At 55.6% G+C, this 23202-nt stretch carries 23 protein-coding genes and 4 pseudogenes; 16 read left to right on the top strand and 11 right to left on the bottom strand.

The window, feature by feature from the left end:
• Positions 1-18: 18 nt before the first annotated feature.
• The 3 genes from secB (at position 19) to cysE (ending at position 2607) form a co-directional block, all read left to right on the top strand.
• Positions 19-489, top strand: a complete 471-nt coding sequence (gene secB / locus V3W49_RS12145; protein ID WP_500145757.1) for a protein-export chaperone SecB — start codon at positions 19-21, stop codon at positions 487-489.
• A complete protein-coding gene (gene gpsA, locus V3W49_RS12140; protein WP_500145755.1) occupies positions 489-1502 on the top strand; it encodes an NAD(P)H-dependent glycerol-3-phosphate dehydrogenase in 1014 nt (337 codons plus the stop codon). The genes secB and gpsA overlap by 1 nt, the downstream gene beginning before the upstream one ends.
• A 283-nt stretch (positions 1503-1785) precedes the next feature.
• A complete protein-coding gene (gene cysE / locus V3W49_RS12135) occupies positions 1786-2607 on the top strand; it encodes a serine O-acetyltransferase (protein ID WP_500145753.1) in 822 nt (273 codons plus the stop codon).
• A 19-nt stretch (positions 2608-2626) separates the two neighbouring features.
• Here cysE and trmL read toward each other — a convergent pair whose 3' ends face one another.
• From trmL to cpxR, 3 genes are all read right to left on the bottom strand, one after another.
• Positions 2627-3106, bottom strand: a complete 480-nt coding sequence (trmL, locus tag V3W49_RS12130) for a tRNA (uridine(34)/cytosine(34)/5-carboxymethylaminomethyluridine(34)-2'-O)-methyltransferase TrmL (protein WP_500145752.1) — start codon at positions 3104-3106, stop codon at positions 2627-2629.
• A 79-nt stretch (positions 3107-3185) separates the two neighbouring features.
• The gene (gene cpxA, locus V3W49_RS12125) at positions 3186-4559 is read right to left on the bottom strand and encodes an envelope stress sensor histidine kinase CpxA (RefSeq protein WP_500145751.1); all 1374 of its coding nucleotides are present in this window, start codon (positions 4557-4559) and stop codon (positions 3186-3188) included.
• Positions 4556-5254, bottom strand: a complete 699-nt coding sequence (gene cpxR, locus V3W49_RS12120) for an envelope stress response regulator transcription factor CpxR (RefSeq protein WP_500145750.1) — start codon at positions 5252-5254, stop codon at positions 4556-4558. Before cpxR ends, cpxA begins: the two co-directional genes overlap by 4 nt.
• Before the next feature lie 149 nt (positions 5255-5403).
• Here cpxR and cpxP point away from each other — a divergent pair, with 149 nt between their 5' ends.
• On the top strand, positions 5404-5913 hold the full coding sequence (gene cpxP, locus V3W49_RS12115; RefSeq protein ID WP_500145748.1) for a cell-envelope stress modulator CpxP: 510 nt from the start codon (positions 5404-5406) through the stop codon (positions 5911-5913).
• 100 nt (positions 5914-6013) lie between these two features.
• On the opposite strand, the pseudogene V3W49_RS12110 reads toward cpxP, so the two are convergent.
• Positions 6014-6953 (bottom strand): annotated as a pseudogene (locus tag V3W49_RS12110) (phage integrase); the annotation flags it as partial.
• 44 nt (positions 6954-6997) lie between these two features.
• Here V3W49_RS12110 and V3W49_RS12105 point away from each other — a divergent pair.
• From V3W49_RS12105 to V3W49_RS12095, 3 genes are all read left to right on the top strand, one after another.
• On the top strand, positions 6998-7183 hold the full coding sequence (locus V3W49_RS12105) for a hypothetical protein (RefSeq protein ID WP_500145747.1): 186 nt from the start codon (positions 6998-7000) through the stop codon (positions 7181-7183).
• Positions 7184-7577: 394 nt separating this feature from the next.
• Positions 7578-8390 carry an RNase A-like domain-containing protein gene (locus tag V3W49_RS12100; RefSeq protein ID WP_500145746.1) on the top strand — a complete coding sequence of 271 codons (813 nt, stop codon included), beginning with the start codon at positions 7578-7580 and terminating at the stop codon, positions 8388-8390.
• Between the two features lie 10 nt (positions 8391-8400).
• The gene (locus V3W49_RS12095; protein WP_500145745.1) at positions 8401-8739 is read left to right on the top strand and encodes a contact-dependent growth inhibition system immunity protein; all 339 of its coding nucleotides are present in this window, start codon (positions 8401-8403) and stop codon (positions 8737-8739) included.
• 380 nt (positions 8740-9119) lie between these two features.
• Here the strand turns inward: V3W49_RS12095 and V3W49_RS12090 are convergent.
• Positions 9120-9909: pseudogene (locus tag V3W49_RS12090) on the bottom strand (phage portal protein); the annotation flags it as partial.
• Here V3W49_RS12090 and V3W49_RS12085 point away from each other — a divergent pair.
• The 7 genes and pseudogenes from V3W49_RS12085 to V3W49_RS12055 all read left to right on the top strand — a co-directional run.
• Positions 9910-10149, top strand: a pseudogene (locus tag V3W49_RS12085) (P2 family phage major capsid protein); the annotation flags it as partial.
• A 46-nt stretch (positions 10150-10195) separates the two neighbouring features.
• Positions 10196-10507 (top strand): annotated as a pseudogene (gene gpM / locus V3W49_RS12080) (phage terminase small subunit); the annotation flags it as partial.
• A 117-nt stretch (positions 10508-10624) separates the two neighbouring features.
• Positions 10625-11518, top strand: coding sequence for a CDF family cation-efflux transporter FieF (gene fieF / locus V3W49_RS12075; protein WP_500145744.1), 894 nt, complete (start codon positions 10625-10627; stop codon positions 11516-11518).
• A 173-nt stretch (positions 11519-11691) separates the two neighbouring features.
• Positions 11692-12654: a 6-phosphofructokinase gene (gene pfkA, locus V3W49_RS12070; protein WP_500145743.1), complete on the top strand. Its 963-nt coding sequence runs from the start codon at positions 11692-11694 to the stop codon at positions 12652-12654.
• A gap of 162 nt (positions 12655-12816) precedes the next feature.
• The gene (locus tag V3W49_RS12065; protein WP_500145742.1) at positions 12817-13920 is read left to right on the top strand and encodes a sulfate ABC transporter substrate-binding protein; all 1104 of its coding nucleotides are present in this window, start codon (positions 12817-12819) and stop codon (positions 13918-13920) included.
• 77 nt (positions 13921-13997) lie between these two features.
• Positions 13998-14729 carry a CDP-diacylglycerol diphosphatase gene (locus tag V3W49_RS12060; RefSeq protein WP_500145741.1) on the top strand — a complete coding sequence of 244 codons (732 nt, stop codon included), beginning with the start codon at positions 13998-14000 and terminating at the stop codon, positions 14727-14729.
• Positions 14730-14811: 82 nt separating this feature from the next.
• Positions 14812-16116 (top strand): SLC13 family permease, encoded by a 1305-nt coding sequence (locus tag V3W49_RS12055; RefSeq protein ID WP_500145740.1) that lies wholly within the window; start codon positions 14812-14814, stop codon positions 16114-16116.
• Positions 16117-16158: 42 nt separating this feature from the next.
• On the opposite strand, the gene tpiA is transcribed toward V3W49_RS12055, so the two are convergent.
• Complete coding sequence (tpiA, locus tag V3W49_RS12050; RefSeq protein ID WP_500145739.1) at positions 16159-16926, bottom strand: triose-phosphate isomerase; 768 nt, start codon at positions 16924-16926, stop codon at positions 16159-16161.
• A gap of 103 nt (positions 16927-17029) precedes the next feature.
• On the bottom strand, positions 17030-17623 hold the full coding sequence (locus V3W49_RS12045; RefSeq protein ID WP_500145737.1) for a DUF1454 family protein: 594 nt from the start codon (positions 17621-17623) through the stop codon (positions 17030-17032).
• A gap of 108 nt (positions 17624-17731) precedes the next feature.
• Here V3W49_RS12045 and V3W49_RS12040 point away from each other — a divergent pair, with 108 nt between their 5' ends.
• Entirely contained in the window at positions 17732-18151 is a 420-nt protein-coding gene (locus V3W49_RS12040; protein WP_500145735.1) for a DUF805 domain-containing protein, read from the top strand.
• 2 nt (positions 18152-18153) lie between these two features.
• On the opposite strand, the gene fpr is transcribed toward V3W49_RS12040, so the two are convergent.
• The 4 genes from fpr to V3W49_RS12020 all read right to left on the bottom strand — a co-directional run bounded on the left by fpr (position 18154) and on the right by V3W49_RS12020 (position 22496).
• Positions 18154-18900, bottom strand: a complete 747-nt coding sequence (gene fpr, locus V3W49_RS12035; RefSeq protein ID WP_500145734.1) for a ferredoxin--NADP(+) reductase — start codon at positions 18898-18900, stop codon at positions 18154-18156.
• A gap of 100 nt (positions 18901-19000) precedes the next feature.
• On the bottom strand, positions 19001-20011 hold the full coding sequence (glpX, locus tag V3W49_RS12030; RefSeq protein ID WP_500145732.1) for a class II fructose-bisphosphatase: 1011 nt from the start codon (positions 20009-20011) through the stop codon (positions 19001-19003).
• A 103-nt stretch (positions 20012-20114) separates the two neighbouring features.
• On the bottom strand, positions 20115-21623 hold the full coding sequence (gene glpK, locus V3W49_RS12025; protein ID WP_500145731.1) for a glycerol kinase GlpK: 1509 nt from the start codon (positions 21621-21623) through the stop codon (positions 20115-20117).
• A gap of 21 nt (positions 21624-21644) precedes the next feature.
• A complete protein-coding gene (locus tag V3W49_RS12020; RefSeq protein ID WP_500145730.1) occupies positions 21645-22496 on the bottom strand; it encodes an MIP/aquaporin family protein in 852 nt (283 codons plus the stop codon).
• Positions 22497-22932: 436 nt separating this feature from the next.
• On the opposite strand from V3W49_RS12020, the gene zapB reads away from it, so the two are divergent.
• Positions 22933-23181, top strand: coding sequence for a septal ring assembly protein ZapB (gene zapB, locus V3W49_RS12015; RefSeq protein ID WP_168198769.1), 249 nt, complete (start codon positions 22933-22935; stop codon positions 23179-23181).
• The last annotated feature ends 21 nt before the right edge of the window (positions 23182-23202 follow it).

The following is a 23202-nucleotide window of genomic DNA, read 5'->3' as shown; positions in this document are numbered from 1 at the left end:
TACTGTAAAGGGTTAATTATGTCAGAGCAAAACAACACCGAAATGACTTTCCAGATTCAGCGCGTTTATACGAAGGATATCTCCTTCGAAGCGCCGAATGCACCTCAGACCTTCCAGAAAGAGTGGGAGCCGGAAGTGAAACTGGATCTGGATACCGCCTCCAGCCAGCTGGCGGACGATGTCTATGAAGTGGTTCTGCGCGTAACCGTGACTGCGACGCTGGGCGAAGAGACTGCATTTCTGTGTGAAGTACAGCAGGCAGGCATCTTCTCTATCAGCGGTATCGAAGGGACTCAGATGGCCCACTGTCTGGGCGCTTATTGCCCGAACATTCTGTTCCCGTACGCCCGTGAATGCATCACGAGCCTGGTTTCCCGCGGTACCTTCCCGCAGCTGAACCTCGCGCCGGTAAACTTTGATGCGCTGTTTATGAACTACTTACAGCAGCAGTCTGGCGAAGCAGGTGAGCAAGAACATCAGGATGCCTGATGAACACCATTAATGCCTCAATGACAGTGATCGGTGCCGGCTCTTACGGCACCGCTCTCGCCATCACTCTCGCAAGGAACGGTCACGACGTCGTTCTGTGGGGGCACGATCCCAACCATATCTCAACGCTGCAGCACGATCGCTGTAATGCAGCCTTCCTTCCTGATGTTCCTTTTCCCGATACCCTGCACCTTGAAAGCGACCTTGCTACGGCACTCGCCGCCAGTCGCGATATTCTGGTGGTGGTGCCAAGCCACGTATTTGGTGAGGTATTAGGGAATATCCAGCCGTGGCTTCGCGCTGACGCTCGTCTGGTCTGGGCGACCAAAGGACTGGAGGCCGATACCGGCCGTCTGCTGCAGGATGTGGCGCGTGAAGTGCTGGGCAGCCAGATTCCGCTGGCGGTGATTTCCGGGCCGACCTTCGCTAAAGAGCTGGCTGCGGGGCTACCAACGGCGATTGCCGTTGCGGCGACCGATGACGGATTCGCCAGCGATTTGCAGGCGTTATTGCACTGTGGCAAGAGTTTTCGCGTCTATCGTAATCACGACTTTATCGGCGTACAGTTGGGCGGTGCGGTGAAAAACGTCATCGCGATTGGCGCCGGGATGTCCGACGGCATCGGCTTCGGCGCTAATGCCCGTACTGCATTGATTACCCGCGGGCTGGCAGAAATGTCGCGTCTTGGAAGCGCCCTGGGCGCCGATCCCGCTACCTTTATGGGGATGGCCGGCCTGGGCGATCTGGTGTTGACCTGTACCGATAACCAGTCGCGAAACCGACGTTTCGGTATGCAGCTGGGGCAGGGGGCAGACGTCGACAGCGCCCAGCAGCAGATAGGTCAGGTGGTGGAAGGCTATCGCAATACCAAAGAGGTGCGCGAACTGGCGGCCCGCTGTGGTGTTGAAATGCCAATAACCGAGGAAATTTATCAGGTATTGTATTGCGGAAAAAATGCGCGCGAGGCAGCATTAACGCTACTGGGTCGTGCGCGTAAGGACGAGAGTCACTAACGGAGCGCAAATCATATATACCCTCAATAATTCGAGTTGCAGGAAGGCGGCAAGGGAGTGAATCCCCGGTCACATAGCCGTACTATGTGACCGGGGTGACAAATCTGTCAGGAACAGATTTGAACGCACTTTAGTGCGGCCCTGAAAGGGTGAGGCCCAGGGATGGGGCGAATAACTGAATGTAGCCAACGCACCTGCAGCTTGAAGTATGACGGGTATAATCATGCGGCCAGGCGATTGCGTACGGGATCGTCAGAGCCGCTGTTTTTGTCTGGAGAGAGCAATGTTGTGTGAAGAAGTCGAACTGGTCTGGAATAACATCAAAGCCGAAGCCCGGGCGCTGGCCGATTGTGAGCCGATGCTGGCCAGTTTCTATCACGCAACGCTGCTAAAACACGAAAGTCTCGGTAGTGCGTTGAGCTATATGCTGGCGAATAAGCTGGCGTCGCCGATTATGCCTGCCATCGCCATTCGCGAGATGGTGGAAGAAGCCTATGCGGCCGACCCACAGATGATCGCCGCAGCCGCCTGCGATATTCAGGCGGTACGCACCCGCGATCCGGCGGTAGATAAGTACTCCACGCCGCTGCTCTATCTTAAAGGATTCCATGCCCTGCAGGCGCATCGTATTGGTCACTGGCTGTGGAAGCAGGGGCGCCGGGCACTGGCGATTTTCCTGCAAAATCAGGTTTCTGTCTCCTTCCAGGTCGATATTCATCCGGCGGCGAAAATTGGCCGGGGAATCATGCTCGATCATGCGACGGGCATTGTGGTAGGCGAAACCGCAGTCATTGAAAACGATGTCTCTATTCTGCAGTCGGTCACCCTGGGCGGTACCGGTAAGACCAGCGGCGATCGCCATCCGAAGATTCGCGAAGGCGTCATGATTGGCGCGGGGGCCAAAGTGCTTGGCAATATCGAAGTGGGGCGTGGTGCCAAGATCGGCGCGGGCTCTGTGGTACTTCAGCCGGTTCCGCCTCATACCACTGCAGCGGGCGTTCCGGCGCGTATCGTCGGAAAACCCGGTAGCGAGAAGCCATCGATGGATATGGACCAGCACTTTAACGGCAACTGGAATGGCTTCGAATACGGTGATGGTATCTGAGCTCGTTGCCGCTACGGAGTCAGACGGTCTCCCGCAATACGGCGCCAGGATATCCTAACTGGCGCCAGGCTTCATAGACCACCACCGAAACGGCATTTGACAGATTCATGCTGCGGCTGTCTGGCATCATCGGTATCCGAATTTTCTGCTGTGCCGCAAGCGCGTCCAGAATAGTGGCGGGCAGGCCGCGGGTTTCAGGGCCGAACAGCAAATAATCCCCCTCCTGATACGTTACGGCGCTGTGAGCTGGCGTTCCTTTGGTGGTCAGCGCAAACAGTCGCTGCGGGTGTTCGCTCTCAATAAAGTCTGAATAGTCGCGATGACGGCTGACTGCGGCGAATTCGTGATAATCCAGCCCTGCGCGACGCAGGCGTTTATCATCCCAGGTGAAGCCAGTTGGCTCAATGATATGCAGCCGGAAGCCGGTATTAGCGCATAGCCGGATGATATTGCCGGTGTTGGGTGGGATTTCAGGTTCAAATAACACGATATTCAGCATGGATGCCCCCTTCTGGAAGGGGGCCAAGGATAGCAGGTTTTTGAGCTGTATGCCCTCCCCTGGCGGAGAGGGCATAGCGTCAGGTTCGCTGGTAGAGCGGCAGCCAGAGCGTCAGGCGCAGGCCGCCCAGCGGGCTGTCGTCGGCCTTAACCCAGCCGCGATGCTGCTGTACGGCGGTTTCTACAATGGCCAGGCCCAGGCCGGTACCACCTGATTCGCGATCCCGCGCTTCATCGGTGCGGAAGAACGGGCGGAAGATCTGTTCGCGATCTTCCGGACTGACGCCCGGGCCATCGTCGTCCACGGTAACGGTGATACCCTGGTTGTCCACCGAGAAGTTAACCGCGATTTTGGTATGCGAATAGCGCAACGCGTTACGAACGATATTTTCCAGCGCGCTTTCCAGCGCATTGCGGTTGCCATAAATCTGCCATGGGCCAGGCGGATAGGTTATCTCAAACGTTTTCCCTTTCTGTTCGGCTTCAAAGGCGGCGTTATCCAGCATTTCCGCCCATAGCTGATTAGCCTTGAGCGTTTCGCTGACCAGCGCGTTTTTCTGCTGGCTGCGGGACATGACCAGCAGATCGTTGATCATGCTGTCCAGACGCTGCGCTTCGGTTTCTATTCGCTCCAGCTCTTTACTTTCGCCGCTGCGGCGACGTAGCAGAGCCGTGCCTAACTGCAGGCGAGTAAGGGGCGTGCGCAGTTCGTGGGAGATATCCGACAGCAGCCGCTGCTGGCTGGTCATCATGCGCTCCAGCGCGGTGATCATCTGGTTAAAGCTGGCGCCCGCGGCCAGGAATTCCTGGGGGCCCGCTTCCAGTTCAGGATGCTGACGCAGGTTGCCCTGGGCCACTTCATCGGCGGCATTCTTTAGCTTACGGGCCGGTTTCGCCAGACTCCAGGCCAGCCAGAGCAGCAGCGGCGCGCTAACCAGCATGGTGACGATAAGCAGCAGCAGCGGACGATCGAACAGCAGGTTAATAAAGTCGGATTGCGAACTGCTGGCCGGGCGGATCAGGTAGAGCTGATAGTTGTCTTCGCCGTCACGCACCGAGAAGGGGCCGACCAGCTCAACGCGGCCATATTTTTTCTTCTGGGGGTGATCGGCGTTGTCCGCCTGACCGATAAAGTTGCGGATAATCTGCATTTCGTTACGCTGGGCGCCGATGACTCGCCCTTCGCTTGTCACCAGCAACAGGCGCTGCCCGGGGGGAGCCCATTTATCAATGGCGCGGAACAGACGACGCCACCACATCAGATCGTTTGGGGGATCGTTTGCCAGTTCCGCTTCCACGTGCTGTTCAATCATAATGCCCTGACGGTGCTCGCTTTCCATCAGCTCAGTCATCTGACGGGAATCCAGCTTGGGCAACATTAGTACCAGCATTAACACCAGCGCTAGGGTCAGCCAGAATATGGCAAAAATACGCGCCGTAAGGCTACTTATCATGAAGCGGATACCATCAGGTAGCCTCGTCCACGCAGGGTTTTAAACCACGGCTGGCCATCCTTACGCTCAGGTAGTTTGCGACGCAGGTTCGAAATGTGCATGTCGATAGCGCGATCGAACGGCGTCAGGCGTTTACCCAGCACTTCCTGGCTCAGGTGCTCGCGGGAGACAACCTGGCCCAGATGCTGCGCCAGCAGGTACAGCAGGGTGAATTCGGTGCCGGTCAGCTCCAGAGTCTGGCCTTCGAAGCTGGCTTCCTGGCGGCCGGGGTTCAGACTCAGGGCGTCCACTTCCAGCGTCGGAGAGCCGCTGGCTTCGCTGCTCTGCTGTTCGCTCCAGTGAGAGCGACGCAGAATCGCGCGAATACGGGCCACCAGTTCGCGATCGTTAAACGGTTTCGGCAGATAGTCATCCGCGCCCAGCTCCAGGCCGAGAACACGATCCAGTTCGCTACCGCGTGCGGTCAACATGATAACCGGCGTTTGATGTGTCTGTCGTAGCTCTTTAAGCGTATCGATACCGTTCTTCTTCGGCATCATCACGTCGAGCAAAAGCAGGTCAATGCTATCATCCAGGAGGTCGAGAGCCTGTTCGCCATCATGCGCGACAAGCACGTTAAAGCCTTCCATGTCGAGCAATTCCTTTAGCAGGGAAGTCAGCTCTTTATCATCATCGACTAACAGGATTTTATTCATTTTTAATACCTCCGAGGCAGAAATTACGTCATCCAGCACGGCTAATCCATGACTTTACGTTGTTTTACACCCCCTGACGCTTGTTTGCAGCGAGAATCGTAGACTGGCTCTCGTTGAATCGCAGCACAACATGATTTGGGAGTTAAGTGATGCGCATTGTTACCACTGCCGTCATGGCCTCGACGCTGGCACTAACGGCGGTTACCGGCCAGGCTGCTGAAGCCATCAAGAGTGGTGACTGGCATTCCGACAGCGTCCTGGTGCCTCAAAACAGTAGTGTTCAGGGCCATATGTTTGACGGCATTAGTTTAACTGAACACCAGCGCCAACAGTTGCGCGATCTCATGCAACAGGCCAGACATGAAAAATCGCCTGTTAATGTTAGCGAAATCGAGACCATGCATAAGCTGGTCACTGCCAAAAAATTTGACGAAAGCGCCGTACGCGCTCAGGCCGAAAAAATGGCTCAGGAACAGGTTAAGCGCCAGGTCGAAATGGCTAAGGTTCGCAACCAGATGTTCCACCTGCTAACGCCTGAGCAGCAGGCGATTTTAAACGATAAGCACCGTCAGCGTATGGAGCAACTGCGCGACCTGGCGGAGATGAAACCGAGTTCCGGATTACGGCTTAGTAGCAGCGGTAATCAGCGTCACCAGTAACAAACCTGTTTTCCTTGCCATAGACACCATCCCTGTCTTCCCCCGCTTTTAGCGGGGTTTTTTTTATCAGTCATTTACAACTCTGGTCAAGCACATTCAGTTAGTTAGCTATGGCTGAATGATCTGGGATAGTTTTAATGGCTCTGGAGTGTGGAGACTCCTGTTCTCCCTTCCATGGACTTAGTGTAACCGCATTTGTAAATAGTCGGGGTTAGATGAGCATAGACCATCATCTGGTTAATGCTGGCGTGCCCCAGAATCTGCTGCAATGCGATTATGTTGCCTCCGTTCATCATGAAATGGCTTGCGAACGTATGCCGTAAAATATGCGTTGCCTGGCCGACGGGCAGGTCGTGCTGTACGCTGCGTAGCTTCTCGCAAAACTTCTCATGATCAACACTGAACAGAGAGGCGCTTGCCTCGCTTTTTACCTTTTTCTCAAGCTCCGGAGAAATGGGAACCGTGCGCTTTTTCCCGTTCTTTGTTTTCAGTAATGTGACCCGGCCTTTTATGACCTGACTGGGGCGAAGGGTAACAACTTCTGTCCGGCGTCCGCCGGTGCTCAGGCACAGGAGCGTGACGAGTATTTTGTCACCTTCCAGGACGTTGAGAAGTGCGGCTATTTCCCTTTCCTCCAGGAATGTCATTTCCGGGTTATCTTCGGTCAGTGGTGGCAATCCGTGAACGGGATTGGGCCCGGAAAATTCTTCAAACTGTATCAGCCTGGTAAACATTCCTGACAGCCTGTAGATGTCCCGGTTTATTGTTGCTGCACTGATACCGGCGCGAATCCTGCTTGAGCGGTATTCCATCAGCTCACGCTTGCTCAGTCTGTTGACAGCAATATCACCGATAACCTCTATGGTCTTCATCAGGTGCCCTTTCTCTTTCTTGCCATGCTCATGGTTTTCGCCGTGGTATTTCCACCACTTATCCAGAAGCTCGGTAAGTGTCCGGCGGTCTGTTTTCTTTCCCGCCCATTCTTTTTGCGCAGAATTGGCTATTGTGTGGCGCTCAAATGCGACAGCTTCCGCTATCCGGCCCCTGATGAGTGGCGGAATTCTCGACATAAATGAGCTTTAAGATGAATGGTTTTATTCTGATAATAACGCTGGTTTTGACGACTGGCACGGCGATATCTACGGCGGAAATAGGCGGTAAGTACACATGTCAGGAGGCGGGGAAAGCATGGTTAAGAAAGGTCGATAAATTTTCACGTGATGCAAATTTTATTTGTGTGCGGGCGTTCGGGGAGGAAACAGAAAAATGATACACCATAAAATGCCGCCATTACTGCCGCGATATCCATCGAATAACCTGAAAATGATGGCAATTATTCATTGGTTGCAGCAAATTATGATTAACGAGAATATGACTGGCGACGACCGGGGCGGATGCGCTGAAATTGTCAGGGATAATGCGGGCTGGGTGTCTGAGCTTTGTTGTGGGCTATTCTTTCCAGCGAGAGGCCCGAAAATATCGCCATATCAGTCGCCGCCGCGTTGTCGATAATCGGAACCCCGACAGTAATGAAACTTACTTTCAGTGCTGGCGGGGTTGAATAATGAGCCCGGCGAGGCGTTAACCTGGTGAGTGATTATTGACCCTGTCCGTGACAAGCAATAATCCTGGTATTAATCTCCGAGCGAGAAAAAGGAGATTTTATGCATAACGAAGAAGGACTTACCATCACGATATCACCCGTTCAGATGGCAGCTATTTTGCGAGGTAAGACTGTCAGCGAAGGTGAGGTAATGAGTAACCGGATATGGGGTGGGTTTGGCGTGATTAGCGGCGTCGTTGAAACGTTCGGGGCGGGCGTTCTGTGCGTGGTTCCTGAACCAACGATGTTATCTAAGGCCGGGTGCGTGGTTGTTGGGTCTCATAGCCTTGATACCATTACGACGGCGTTTAAACAGGTTATTACCGGGCGACAGGCGTCTACCGCTACTGCACAGCTTGCGGAAATGGCAGCAGGAGAGCTTGGTGCGAGTGCCGACACGGCCTATAAGGTAGGCGTGACAGTTGATATCGCAGTGCCGTTTGCGTTTGCGGGAGCTGCCGGAGCTGCGCGGGTTGGTGCGGTCTACTCGGGGCGAATTCGCTTGCTGGATCATGAAGGCGGTAGGTTGGGGCACACGATCGCACGGCATGTGGGGCGAACGCCGGAACAATTGAAAGCCCGCTTTATGGAGCCGCGAATTAAAGTATCTGGCTCTTTTTTTAATCTTAGACAAGCTGAGCTGGTCGTTTCAGAAGTATTTTCCGTTAAAAAAAATCAGATTAAATCGGCGCTAAAATACTCTCATGCGCGCACTACATTAGTTTATACGCATAGATTTAGTGTGCCTGTGGGTTATTATATTGAAAAAGGGGGCGATTCAGTACAAAAGGCTTATTCAGTGCGACTGGTTATCAGGCCAACAACATATAGTGGTAAGCTTTATTACATTGTGACGGCATTTCCGATGCCATAGGGGAGGGGGCGTGGATACAGATATAACTAAACCATGTGAAATGGACAATCTTGTCGTGGTCTACTTTGGTCAGGATTGTGATATTTTTGATGCGGATTGTGATTTTGATAATTTGCTGAATGAATATCTCACCACTTCACCAGAATTTAACCTCAGAATGCTGCTGGCGAATCTAATAGAGATAGAGTCGCGACCTGACGGTGTTCAGATATTTTCAGAGCGTTACCGATATGATTTTGCTCCCGAGGGGTGGAATATGACGGTGCAGGGGTGGCTGAACGCCGTGAAAGAGCGGCTGATTCAATATATGGCAGATAACGGTTACTCCGTTGAGTTGTCGCATTTTTAGTGGCTCGCATAGGCCGGTCTTTTACGCCATTTTTCTGCGATTTCCTCGTTTTTTAGCCGTGCATGCATCGGGTGCATTGTTTTGCATGCGTCGAGGTTGCCAGTTCTTGTCGTGCGCCGCCAGAGCTGGCGCGGCTCCAGAGTGGTTATGCAACTGCATTAAAACCGACCCATAAAGCGGGCCGGCGTGACGGGGAAAGCATTGCACGCCAGCGGTGGTGCGTAATATTAAAAATTATTGTCTGAGCGCGTCGTGATGGCGCTGTCGTGATTGTTGTCGGCTCGTTTGGTGGTCTGGCGCGGTGGTGCGCGCGTGGCGCGTCTGAGGTGTGATGGTAACGGGGTATGAAAAAGCCGCCATGCTGGCGGCTTGAGGGGGAGTTATTCCGGGTTGTCGAGGGCGTAGTCTTTGAACCTGATGACCTCCATGCTGAGCCAGTCGTTTACCTCCCTGAATCTGTCTTGCAGGGGCGACAGTTCGTTACGCACGAATACCTTTGCCACCTTTTCAACGTCACCGAGTGAGCCGATATTCTCGGGCTTACCGCCCATAAGCTGGAACGGTACGCGGTGCGCGTCCATCAGGTCGGCGGCGCTGGCTTTCTTGATGTTGAAAAAGTTATCCTTTGTGGCGACCTCGCTCGGTGGCACGATTTTTATGCCGTCCGGTTTTCCGCCCGGAGCGTAGAAAAACAGGTTCTTAAAGTTGCCGAGCCCTTTCGAGTTGCGCATCGCCTCGCGCAGCGATTCGATGTCGGCCGCACTCTGCGCCGGGTCGGTCACATACACATGATGTACCGCATGCGCGCCGTTCTGATAATACTTGCGGCGGAACAGCGTCGCGGGTTCATTCAGCCAGGCGGAATTAAGTGCGCTGAGATATTCGGGCAGGCCCCTGATTAATGTCGGGCTCCAGCAGGTGAAACACGGTATCAGGCGCGAACTCATGCGGCAGCGTGAAGTTTTCCACAAACCAGAAAATCGAATCATCGCCCCCACGTCGGGTGTGTTTGGCTGGTGAGGCCAGCAGTTTGATTAACTGGCCGGTGATGCTGTGGCGCTGCTCAAGCAAGGCGTTACCAAAAACCAGATAGTCGAGCGCAAAGCGGCTGAAATCCTGCCGTGACAGCAGCGGGTGCGGAATGTAGGTGCTCGCGAGTACGTTGCGCTTATCATCATCAGCCAGAAGAGCATCGGTAACCTGCCAGCCGTGCGCGTGCCGTACTTCCTGGCGAATGCGGTGTTAGTCACCACGCTGGAAAACTTCTCTGTCTACTTCATGGATGAGAGCCACCGCCGCAGCATTGATGAGAACCCGAAAAAAGACCGCGTGGAAAACGATGAGTCGATGAACATCGACTATGTGGTCGAAGCATATGCCGCCAGGTGCCTGCTGGAAAACATCACCTAGGGTGATTTCACCGAACCAGAAGTACCGGAAGGCGGAGAGTAAGCCCATGACGAGCCCCGCACAGCGTCACATGATGCGGGTCTCGGCCTCTCAAGTTGCGCAGCGGGAACAAGCCCCGCTGCGCCATGCAACCGCCTACGAGCAGATGCTGGTAAAGCTGGCTGAAGACTGCCGCACGTTAAAAAACATCCGTTCAAACGAACTGAAAGCCGCGAAAAAGCGCGAGCTACTGCCGTTCTATGCGCCGTGGGTCGCCGGTGTGCTTGTTGATGGCCGTGGTGCGCAGGATGACATTGTAATGACCGTCATGCTGTGGCGTCTTGATGCTGGTGATGTCGCTGGCGCGCTGGAAATTGCGCCCTAACCGACGAGTCAGTGCGGTGCTATGTGGTCGCCGCTGCCCTGTAAATGAAATTTTCACTCCCTGCCGCGAACCTGTTCGCTATACTAGCCGCGATTACGCAGAGGAAGGGTTATGAATCAACAGTATGGGCGGCTGGTAAGCCGGGCAGCTGTAGCGGCGACGGTGATGGCGTCGTTGCTGTTGCTGATTAAAATTTTCGCCTGGTGGTATACCGGATCGGTCAGTATCCTGGCGGCGCTGGTGGATTCCCTGGTGGATATTGGTGCATCGCTGACTAATCTGCTGGTGGTGCGGTATTCGCTTCAGCCCGCTGACGAAGAGCACACTTTCGGTCACGGGAAGGCGGAGTCGCTGGCAGCGCTGGCACAAAGCATGTTTATCTGTGGTTCAGCGCTGTTTCTGGTGCTGACCGGTATTCAGCACCTGGCGCAGCCGGTAGCGATGAATCAGCCGCTGGTGGGTATTATCGTGACCGTAGTGGCGCTGGTCAGTACGCTGGTGTTGGTCACCTTCCAGCGCTGGGTGGTTCGCCGTACCGGTAGTCAGGCGGTACGCGCCGATATGCTTCACTATCAGTCTGACGTCATGATGAACGGAGCCATCCTGGTGGCACTTGGCCTGTCCTGGTTTGGATGGCATCGGGCAGATTCCCTGTTTGCTCTGGGAATTGGCATCTATATTTTGTATAGCGCCCTGCGCATGGGTTATGAAGCGGTACAGTCACTGCTCGATCGTGCGCTGCCGGAAGAGGAGCTTCAGGCGATCGAAGAGATTGTCCACGGCTGTCCGGGTATTCGTGGCGCACATGATTTCCGAACGCGGCAGTCAGGGCCGACCCGCTTTATTCAGCTCCATCTGGAAATGGATGACCGTTTGCCGCTTGTAGAGGCGCATCGGCTTGCCGATCGCGTAGAGCTGGCAATTTTGCAGCGTTTTCCGGGATCTGACGTGATCATTCATCAGGATCCCTGCTCGGTAGTACCAGAACCGCAACGAAAGGACTAAAAAAGGTTTATAAAGGCGTTTTTTCGTATAAATTACCGCCATATGGCCTGACCTGAATCAATTCAGCAAGCGGCAACTGGTATACTATCTGTAGCATCGTGGTTGATCATTGCGGGGTCACCGTACGGTCTCCGGCAACGGGATTAATTAGCATTCTAAGTTCAGAGGTAGTCATGATTAAGAAAATCGGTGTATTGACGAGTGGCGGTGACGCGCCTGGCATGAACGCTGCGATTCGTGGCGTGGTTCGTGCCGCGCTGACGGAAGGGCTCGAAGTCTTTGGCGTTTACGATGGCTATCTTGGCCTGTACGAAGACCGGATGATCAGCCTGGATCGTTACAGCGTTTCTGACATGATTAACCGCGGCGGTACTTTCCTGGGGTCCGCTCGCTTCCCTGAATTCCGCGAAGAGCACATTCGCAACGTCGCTATCGAGAACATGAAAAAACGCGGCCTGGATGCGCTGGTGGTGATTGGGGGCGACGGTTCCTACATGGGGGCTAAGCGCCTGACCGAAATGGGGTTCCCCTGCATCGGTCTGCCGGGCACCATCGACAATGATATTAAAGGTACTGACTACACCATCGGTTTCTTTACCGCGCTGGGCACCGTCGTTGAAGCGATTGACCGCCTGCGTGATACGTCCTCTTCCCACCAGCGTATCTCGATAGTCGAAGTGATGGGCCGTTATTGCGGCGATCTGACCCTGGCGGCGGCGATTGCCGGTGGCTGCGAATTCATCGTGGTTCCGGAAGTGGAATTTAAGCGTGAAGATCTGGTCGCGGAAATCAAAGCCGGTATCGCCAAAGGCAAAAAACACGCCATCGTGGCGATTACTGAACACATCTGCGATGTTGATGAGCTGGCGAAGTACATTGAGGACGAAACGAAGCGTGAAACCCGTGCCACCGTTCTGGGTCACATTCAGCGCGGCGGTTCTCCGTGCCCTTACGACCGTATTCTGGCCTCGCGTATGGGCGCTTACTCGATTGAACTGTTACTGCAGGGGTTCGGCGGTCGCTGTGTCGGCATCCAGAATGAGAAACTGGTGCACCATGATATTATCGACGCTATCGAGAACATGAAGCGTCCATTCAAAAGTGACTGGATGGACTGCGCTAAAAAGCTGTACTGAGCCGTTTGGCAGAGTATTGCGAGAGGCCGCTATGATAGCGGCCTTTTTACTGACGATTTTTATGCTTCAAAGTTATAGCCAATCTTTTTTTATTCTTTAATCAATCAATCGCTTTCTGGCAGGCTTCGGTTATGCCCCGAATAACGACGATGAGAGCGAATAATGAATATCCCCTTTATACTTCAGGCGGCAGGTGCGTTGGCTACATTCATTCACCCCGGTCACATAGTACGGCTATGCTCCCGGGGACTCACTCGCTTGCCGCCTTCCGGCAACGGGCATAAATGGGGTGTCGGACTCACGCTGTTACTGGCATCAACGGGCGCGCTGGCGAAGGATGTCCAGTTGCTGAATGTCTCTTACGATCCCACCCGCGAACTGTATGAAGCCTATAACAAAGCTTTCGCGGCTCACTGGAAACAGGAAACGGGAGATAACGTGGTGATTCGCCAGTCCCATGGTGGATCCGGTAAGCAGGCGACTTCGGTAATCAACGGCATTGAGGCTGATGTGGTGACGCTGGCATTGGCTTACGACGTCGATGCGATTGCCCGGCGCGGGCGGATCGATAAGGCCTGGATGAAGCGCCTGCCGAATAACTCGGCGCCCTATACCTCGACTATTGTGTTCCTGGTGCGTAAAGGTAACCCGAAACAGATCCACGACTGGAACGATCTGATTAAGCCCGGTGTTTCTGTGATCACCCCGAATCCGAAGAGCTCCGGCGGTGCGCGCTGGAACTATCTGGCCGCCTGGGGCTATGCGCTGCACCACAATAACAACGATAAAGCGAAGGCGCAGGAGTTCGTGAAAGCGTTGTACAAGAATGTGGAGGTGCTTGATTCCGGCGCTCGCGGTGCCACCAACACTTTTGTGGAGCGGGGCATTGGCGATGTATTAATCGCATGGGAAAACGAAGCGCTGCTGGCCACCAAAAAACTGGGTAAGGGAAAGTTTGAGATTGTCACCCCAGGCGAATCCATTCTGGCTGAGCCTTCCGTTTCGGTAGTGGATCGGGTGGTCGATAAGAAAGAGACCCGACCGGTGGCGGAAGCGTATCTGAAGTATCTCTATTCACCCCAGGGGCAGGAGATTGCGGCGCAAAACTTCTACCGGCCGCGGGATGAGGAAGTGGCGAAGAAATACGCGACGCAATTCCCGAAACTGAAGCTCTATACCGTGGATGAACTGGCGGGCGGCTGGGCTGAAGCCCAGAAGACTCACTTTGCCAGCGGCGGTATCTTCGATCAGATTAGCCGACGCTAACGGAGCGGCCCTGCGGGGCCGTTTTTTATTTCCGCCGTTTACGCTACGCTGCCTGTTCCCGAAAGCAGGAGAAACGCGTGCGACGTCTGTTACTGATAATCCCCCTGGCGCTGCTGGCCGTTGCCGGTTATGTTCATCTGGTCGGGCATCCGGATGCGTTGCGCCATATCGTTCTGGAACAGTGCCTGCCAGGCTGGCGTCAGGGCGATCCTGCCCCCTGCACCCGGGTCTCGCGGGACGCGGCTGTTCTTAAGGATCGCAATGGCCCATTGCAGTACCTGCTGCTTCCGGTCATCAAAATTAACGGCATCGAGAGTCCGATGCTGCTGGACGCCTCAACGCCAGACTATTTCTGGCTGGCATGGCAGGCCCGTGATTTGATGAGCGTGAAGCTCGGTGCGCCAGTGCCGGATGGCGCAATCGCGCTCACGGTCAACTCCCGGGCAGGTCGTACTCAGAATCACCTGCATATTCATATCTCTTGTCTGCGCCGGCAAGTCAGGGAACAGCTTGATCGTAGCGCTATTCACGTGGGAGCGCGCTGGCAGCCTTTGCGTGAACATATTAACGGGCATCGCTATATAGCACGCCGGATTGGCGCCGATGAATTGCGCAGGAAGAGCCCGTTCCGCCTGCTGGCGGATGAAGTGCCCGGCGCTCGCGCGCATATGGGGCGCTATGGACTGGCTATGGTGCCGCTTCCCGACGGGGATTTCGTCCTGCTGGCTACCGAACGTCAGTTGCTGCGCCTGAATCTGGCTTCATCAGAGGAAATTCAGGACCACGGCTGTCGGATTCTGAGGCAGTAGAGTGACTGATGACCGGTTTTTCCGGGTTTACTCAGCGAATTCGTCGCCGTAGACTTGCCGGGTTTTTAAACAGGAGACAGGCATGTCCGAAATACTGATCCATCCGCTATTCTGGCCGACGTTGCTGATTGTCGTCACGCTCATTCTGTGGGCGACCTCGGCGTTGCCGGAGTTTCTGACGGCGCTGCTGTTTTTCGCGGTCGCCATGATGGGCCATATCGTGCCTGCGCAAACGCTGTTCAGCGGTTTCGCCTCCTCCGCTTTCTGGCTGGTTTTCAGCGGATTTGTATTGGGCGTCGCCATCCGCAAAACCGGGCTGGCCGACCGGGCCGCGGCCATGCTTTCCGCTCGCCTGACCGGGCGCTGGTGGCAACTGGTGGCAAGCGTGGTGGTGCTGAGTTATGCGCTGGCGTTTGTCATGCCTTCTAACATGGGGCGTATCGCGCTGCTGATGCCGGTGGTGGGCGCCATGGCGAAGCGAGTGGGTATTCAGGAAGGAAGCCGCGGCTGGTTCGGCCTGGCGCTGGCCGTGGGGTTTGGCACCTTCCAGCTTTCCGCCACTATTTTACCGGCTAACGTTCCCAACCTGGTGATGAGCGGGGCGACCGAAGGCGCCTACGGCATTCATCTGAACTATCTGCCATATCTGCTGTTGCATACCCCGGTTCTGGGAATTTTGAAAGGTATTGTGCTGACAGCTCTGATTAGCTGGCTGTTTCCCGGCGAGCCGAGGCTTCCCCGTGAACCAGTACGGCCGGAGCCTTTCAGCATAGCGGAAAAGCGTTTAGCCCTGCTGCTGGCGATAGTGTTGGGCTTGTGGGTGAGCGAAAGCTGGCATGGCATTGGGCCGGCATGGGTGGGGCTGGCTGCGGCCTGTGTGACCCTGCTGCCCCGAGTCGGGTTTATTAACGGCGAGGAGTTCGCCAAAGGCGTGAATATGCGCACCTGTATCTACGTGGCGGGGATTCTGGGGCTGGCGGCCGCGGTAACGCAAAGCGGGCTGGGGGATGCGGTTGGCGCCTGGCTGATGAAGGTGATGCCGTTGGATCCTGAACGTCCTTTCACCAGTTTCGCCGCGCTGACCGGCATTACCACGGCGCTGAACTTTATCATGACCGCCAATGGCGTGCCGGCGCTGTATACCACGCTGGCCCAGAGTTTTTCCAGCGCCACCGGCTTTCCGCTGCTGTCGGTGATTATGATTCAGGTGCTGGGGTATTCAACGCCGCTGCTGCCGTATCAGGCGTCGCCCATTGTGGTAGCTATGGCGTTGGGCCGGGTGCCGGCGCGTCAGGGCATCAAGCTCTGCCTGGCTCTGGCGCTGGTAACCTTTCTGGTGCTGCTACCGCTCAATTATGGCTGGTTCCTGGTGTTGCATCAGCTATAAAAAAACCCGTCAGCGACGGGTTTTTATCCTTCAGTCGGGAAATCAGGCTTTTTTCGCTGCCGCTGCGGCTTTAACGATGGTCGCGAAGGCGTCTGCTTTCAGGGACGCTCCACCCACCAGCGCACCGTCGATATCCGGCTGGCTGAACAGCTCGGCGGCGTTCTTGTCGTTAACGGAGCCTCCGTACTGAATGATGACCTGTTCGGCCACTTTCGGATCGGCTTTCGCGATGTGATCGCGGATGAATTTGTGCACCGCCTGGGCCTGGGCCGGAGTGGCGGACTTGCCGGTGCCGATGGCCCATACCGGCTCATAAGCGATAACCACGCCTTCAAAGGCGGCTGCGCCCTGGGTTTTCAGCACGGCGTCTATCTGACGCGCGCAGACTTCTTCGGTTTTACCCGCTTCGTTTTCCGCTTCGGTTTCACCGATGCACAGAACCGGAGTCAGCCCCTGTTCTTTCAGAACCGCGAATTTTTTGGCGATGAACTCATCGGATTCTTTGTGGTAAGTACGACGCTCGGAGTGACCGATAATGATGTACTGAGCGCCGACATCTTTCAGCATTGCGGCGGAGGTTTCACCGGTAAAGGCGCCGGAGAGGTTAACGTCGACGTTCTGGGCGCCGAGCTGGATGTGGCTGCCGCCAGCGACATTGCGGGCCATGTCCAGATACAGATCCGGCGGCGCGATGGCAACGCCGCAACCGTCTACGGCCGACAGCTCTTTGCGCAGGTTGGTGATCAGCTCGTTAACCATATGGCGGCTGCCGTTCAGTTTCCAGTTACCCATCACTAATGGATGTCGCATTTTTATTCTCCAGGTAATAAAGATAAGACAGACTGCCGCGCAGGCAGCCCAGGTTGAGAAACAGTATAGAGATTCTGGCCGGGAAAGACCTGGATTTTTATCATTATTGCGCGATTGTCTCACCGGATAGCGTAAGCTTAATCGGTTCAACGGCGAAAGTTAGCCCCTTTTCGCCGTTATCTGCCACCACATAGCGTACGGCACCTTCGCTCCAGGCATAATAACTTTTGTTTTTCCCCTCTTTTAGCAGCTTTTCCAGCCTGGCCCGACTTTGCTGCGGCGTTATGCCCGGCGTAAAGACCCGCAGTACCGCGCTCATCCAGACTTTTGCTTTTTCTTTTGCCGCTTTTTGCTCGGGGCCCTGAATTGGCAGCCAGGTTATCTGCATGCTTTTGATCTTGAGAGTGCCCCGTTCCAGAGCGCTGGACGCATAGAGGTTTTCGTTGATTTTGCTGGCCGCCCGGGTCACGCGCGCGGCATCAGGCGCGCTGTCGATGGCGCGGAACTCGTTAATTTTTAGTGAGGGGTTTTCCTGATTAAACTTCTCCCGAAATCGGGTGATATTCAGTTCGAATGCAGGGGCGCCCGGCAGCAGATAGGGCGCGACCGGCTCGTGTGAAGCTCCGGGCTCCTCGGTCATGCCAGTGGCAGGAAGCAGCGCTATGAGTAGAAAGGTAAAGGTGCGGATGTTCATCATATTGTTTTTATCTTGTCCCATTATCGGGATTAAATCGACATCGGGGCAGCTTGTCAAAAGCCATTACAGGTTAAACTAACGGCTGACGCAATAACCTGGGATTTGGTGATGACCATACAGCAGTGGCTGTTTTCTGTTAAGGGGCGCATTGGACGCCGGGAATTTTGGATCTGGATGGCGATATGGCTGTCTGCGATGGCGCTGCTGTTTACGCTGGCAGGCAGCAACTGGCTTAGCCTGCAGAGTGCAGCCTTTATTCTGGTCTGCCTGCTGTGGCCCACCGCCGCCGTGGTGATAAAACGCCTGCACGATCGTGGAAAGTCCGGCGCATGGGCATTGCTGCTGATTCTGGCCTGGATGTTAATGGCCGGGAACTGGGAGATGCTGGCCGGTATCTGGCAGTGGGCGCTGGGCCGATTTCTGCCCATTCTGATTATGGTGATGATGCTGATTGAGCTGGGGGCTTTTGTGGGACATCCGGGCGAGAACAGGTACGGCGATGAAGCCCGCCCGGTGAAGTTTCGCTAAGACTACCAGTAGAGTTCAGCGGTGATATGACCGGGACGACGGCGCAGATGTTTGGTCATCTGGCGGGTCTCTTTCAGCTGTTGAGTGGTGTCACGCACCATTTGCGGATTGCCGCACAGCATAACGTGGCTGGTTTCCGGCGTCATGCGTAAGCCGACGCTGGCTTCCAGCTCGCCGCTGTCAATCAATGCCGGAATACGGCCGTGGAGCGCGCCCGGCGCGGTTTCGCGGCTGACGACGGTCTGGATGCGTAGTTTGCCTTCGTAGCGTGCCTGGAGTTCCTGCATCAGAGGGAGATAGCTGAGGTCGTTCGCGTAACGTACGGCGTGTACCAGGACGATTTCCTGAAAACGAGCCAGGTCGTCGCCCTGTTGCAGAATGGAAAGATAGGGACCAATAGCGGTGCCCGTCGAGAGCATCCACAGAGTCTGGCAGTCAGGCACTTCTTCCAGTACGAAGAAGCCCGCGCCATCCTTCACCAGCATGATCTCATCGCCCGGCTTCATCGCATGTAGCCGCGGACTCAACCTGCCCTCCGGCACCTCGACCAGGTAAAACTCCAGGTCCGGGCTGGTGGGTGCATTGACGTATGAGTAGGCGCGCTGCACCCGCTCGCCATCAATTTCCAGCCCCAGCTTGGTGAACTGCCCCGCGGTAAAGGGGGCGATGGGGGCATGGACGGTCAGGCTGAAAAGCGCGTCCGTCCAGTGCTGGACTTTCGTGACCTTACCGGTAACCCAATCTGCCATAGTGCGCTCCTGTTACTGATTCTGTTGCTATCTTCGCAGGGATCGGCGGCGCTTTTCCAGCCCGCGGGGGCCGGAAAGCTCTATCGGACAAACCGTTCCTTTACAGGATATGTTCCTGCACGCCGGGATCTTTACGATCCAGATAATGAATGGATTTTATACGGCGAATAGTGCGGGATTTACCGCGGATTAGTAGCGTTTCAGTGGTCGCCATATTGCCCTTGCGGGTAATGCCGTCCAGTAGATCGCCTTTAGTAATGCCGGTGGCGGAGAAAATAACGTTATCGCTGCGAGCCATCTCATCCAGCCTCAGCACGTTACCGGGCGTAATACCCATTTGCTGACAGCGGGCTATTTCCTGTTCGCCGATACGGCGGTTCTCTTCGCTGTCGTCTTTGACTTCATGACGGGCCAGCAGGCGCCCCTGCATATCACCGTCCAGCGCGCGGATCACGGCGGCGGAAACCACCCCTTCCGGCGCGCCGCCGATGCCGTACAGCACGTCCACTTCGCTGTCCGGCATACAGGTCAGGATGGAGGCCGCCACATCACCGTCCGGAATTGCGAAGACCCGCACGCCCAGTTCCTGTAATGCTTTGATGGCCGCGTCATGGCGCGGTTTGGCGAGAATCGTGACGGTCAGTTCCGACAGTGGCTTGTTGAGGGCGGCAGCAATGCGCTTCAGGTTTTCAGTCAGCGGCAGGTTCAGGTCAATCGCGCCCCGGGCGCCCGGCCCGACGATCAGCTTTTCCATGTACATATCCGGTGCATTCAGGAAACAGCCTTCGTCGCCGACGGCCAGTACGGCCAGCGCATTCGCCTGGCCCATCGCGGTCATGCGGGTGCCTTCGATAGGATCCACTGCGATATCCACCGCATCGCCCTGGCCGGTACCGACCTGTTCGCCGATATAGAGCATTGGGGCTTCATCGATTTCGCCTTCGCCGATTACGATGCGACCGTTGATATTGACCTGGTTGAGCATAATGCGCATGGCATTGACCGCAGCGCCATCCGCGGCGTTTTTGTCGCCGCGGCCCAGCCACTTGTAGCCGGCCAGAGCGGCGGCTTCGGTTACGCGGGAAAATTCGATGGCAAGTTCTCGTCTCATAGCTGACTCATAACGGGTTTAGGTGCGCTCGAGTTTAGCACAGGGGGGAGAAGGGCGTTATTGAGGGAGGTTAACCGGGCGGAGGCGTCCGCCCGGCAGGGGATTAACGTTTCTCGTGGTCTTCCCAGTCCCGCGAGCGCTGTACGGCTTTCTTCCAGCCAGCATAGTGGTAGTTACGTTCTACGGTTTCCAGGCCTGGTCGGAATTCGCGCTCGATGGTCGCTTTTTCCTGCAGTTCATCCAGATTCTGCCAGTAGCCAACGGCCAGGCCCGCCAGGTAAGCCGCACCCAGCGCGGTAACCTCGCGGACTTCAGGGCGCTCCACCGGGGTGCCCAGAATATCCGCCTGAAATTGCATCAGGAAGTTATTGGCGACCGCACCGCCGTCCACGCGCAGCGAATGCAGACGGGTGCCCGCGTCGGCCTGCATTGCCTCCAGTACGTCCCGGGTCTGGAAGGCGATGGACTCCAGGGTGGCGCGGATAATGTGGTTAGCGTTAACGCCGCGGGTGAGTCCCAGGATGGCGCCGCGGGCGTAGGGATCCCAGTATGGTGCGCCCAGACCGGTAAAGGCCGGTACCATATAGACACCGTTGGTGTCGTTCACTTTGGTAGCGAAATACTCAGAATCCGTTGCGTCACTGATAAGCTTCATTTCGTCGCGCAGCCACTGGATGGAGGCGCCCGCCATAAAGACGGCTCCTTCCAGCGCGTAGTTGACCTCGCCCTTTGGCCCGCAGGCGATGGTGGTCAACAATCCATGCTCAGAGGTAACGGCCTGCTCGCCGGTGTTCATTAGCATAAAGCAGCCGGTGCCGTAGGTATTCTTCGCCATGCCGCTTTTCACGCACAGCTGGCCGAACAGCGCCGCCTGCTGATCGCCGGCGATGCCGGCGATAGGAATACGTGTGCCGCCTTTACCACCGATGTTAGTCTGACCATACACTTCGGAAGATTTACGTACCTGGGGCAGCATGGCACGCGGAATATCCAGCGCTTCCAGCATGCGATCGTCCCAGTCCAGTTCGTGGATATTGAACATCATGGTGCGGGAGGCGTTGGTATAATCTGTTACGTGAACCCGCCCCTGAGTCATCTTCCAGATAAGCCAGGTATCGATAGTGCCGAACAGCAGCTCGCCGCGGCGGGCGCGCTCGCGAGCGCCTTCCACATGATCGAGGATCCATTTCACCTTGGTGCCGGAAAAGTAAGGGTCGATGATAAGACCGGTGGCGTGGCGCACATATTCGGCCATGCCGTCGCGCTTAAGCTGTTCGCAGATCTCGGCAGTGCGGCGGCACTGCCAGACAATGGCGTTATAGATGGGTTTACCGGTTTCCCGATCCCAGACCACCACAGTTTCGCGTTGGTTGGTGATGCCGATGGCCGCCACCTGATCGGAATTGATATCCGCCCGGGAAAGCGCTTCGGTCAGCGTGGAACTCTGGGTGGCCCAGATCTCCATGGGATCATGCTCTACCCAGCCCGCTTTGGGGTAGATTTGCTGGAACTCGCGCTGGGACACGCTGATGATATTGGCGTCGTGATCCAGGATAACGGTTCGGGAGCTGGTAGTTCCCTGGTCAAGGGCAACGATATATTTTTTAGTCATAGTGCGATCCTGAAAATCAAGTTACAGCGGTGCGTTGTGGTGCTTAGTAACGGGCGTGGCGTGTTTTGTTCCGGGGCGGGGTTTAATATTCGCCGGCAGATAGTTCGCCACCCCCTTACGATAGACAAATGCGCCCAGCAGTGCCCCAACAACAGGCGCACAAAGCGGCACCAGAAAGTAGGGGATAGAGAGCCCGCCAGTAAAGGCGACGTCGCCCCAGCCTGCCAGCCAGGCCAGCGCTTTCGGGCCGATATCACGGGCCGGATTCATGGCGAAGCCGGTCAGCGGCCCCATTGAAGCGCCGAGCAGGGCAATCAGCAGGCCAATCAGCAGCGGCGCCAGTGGGCCGCGCGGCAGACCGTTGTCATCATCATTCAGCGCCAGAATCAGCCCCATCAACACTGCGGTGATGGTCACTTCTACGGCGAAAGCCTGCCAGAAGTTAATATGGGGATTCGGATATGTCGAGAAGATACCGGCCAGATCCAGGCTCTGGACGCTGCCGCGTACCATATGGTGAGTCTGCTCGTAATCGAAAAACAGGTTGTAGTAAAGCCCGTAAACCAGGGCGGCGGCACAGAATGCGCCAAGAAACTGGGCGATAATGTAGGGAACGACTTTACGGCTGTCGAATCCGGCGAACAGGCATAGCGCGATGGTGACAGCCGGGTTCAGATGGGCGCCGGAAACGCCAGCGGTCAGGTAGATGGCCATCGCCACGCCCAGCCCCCAGATAATGCTGATTTCCCACTGACCGAAGCTGGCGCCGGCGATCTTGAGCCCGGCGACGCAGCCAACGCCGAAGAAGATAAGCAGCCCGGTGCCCAGAAACTCCGCAATGCACTGGCCTTTTAAGGTAGATGTTTGACTCATAAGCAGGGTCCTGAAGACAAAGAGAAGATACTTGTTATCGTCAGAAGCGCGTCTGCTCCGTCAGTACGCCTCTCGTACTGTTAATTTATCGTTAACGAACAGAAACGAGAAATTTCGAAATTGAAATATGTGTGTTGCGTCAAAAAAATGAGCGTTTTCGCGCTGGCTTGTGGATAAAAGCGCGTCATTACGAGCCAAATGTGCGCAAAACACCGTTCGAATTTGTTAACAAACTACCCTGGCGGAAGCGCAGAAGCTTTCGGCATAAACTGAAAAGTGTCGCAAAGCGTAAACTACGAGGTGCGCTGCTGGACACCGCTTGCTGCGCTCCATACAATCGGACTATCGCGTAGTGCGCACGTGTTAATATAAGGCGTGGCCGGTATTCGTGAGCGGATAGGGCTACCCATCAACGCCTTGCAAATTCAGGAGAGATTTGACGATGTCATTTGAAGTATTTGAGAAACTGGAAGCGAAGGTTCAGCAGGCGATTGATACCATCACCCTGCTGCAAATGGAAATCGAAGAGCTGAAAGAGAAAAACAGCAGCCTTTCTCAGGAAGTTCAGCAGGCGCAGGGCAACCGCGAAGCGCTGGAACAGGAAAATGCGCAGCTGAAAGAACAGCAGACCGTCTGGCAGGATCGTCTGCAGTCGCTGCTGGGCAAAATGGAAGAAGTGAACTAATCGCAAAAGAAGCGCCCGTCA

Origin of the sequence: Rosenbergiella sp. YN46 (genome assembly GCF_036620675.1) — a bacterium.
Taxonomy (GTDB): Bacteria; Pseudomonadota; Gammaproteobacteria; order Enterobacterales; family Enterobacteriaceae; genus Jejubacter.
This window is presented reverse-complemented; position numbering and strand designations above follow the sequence as displayed.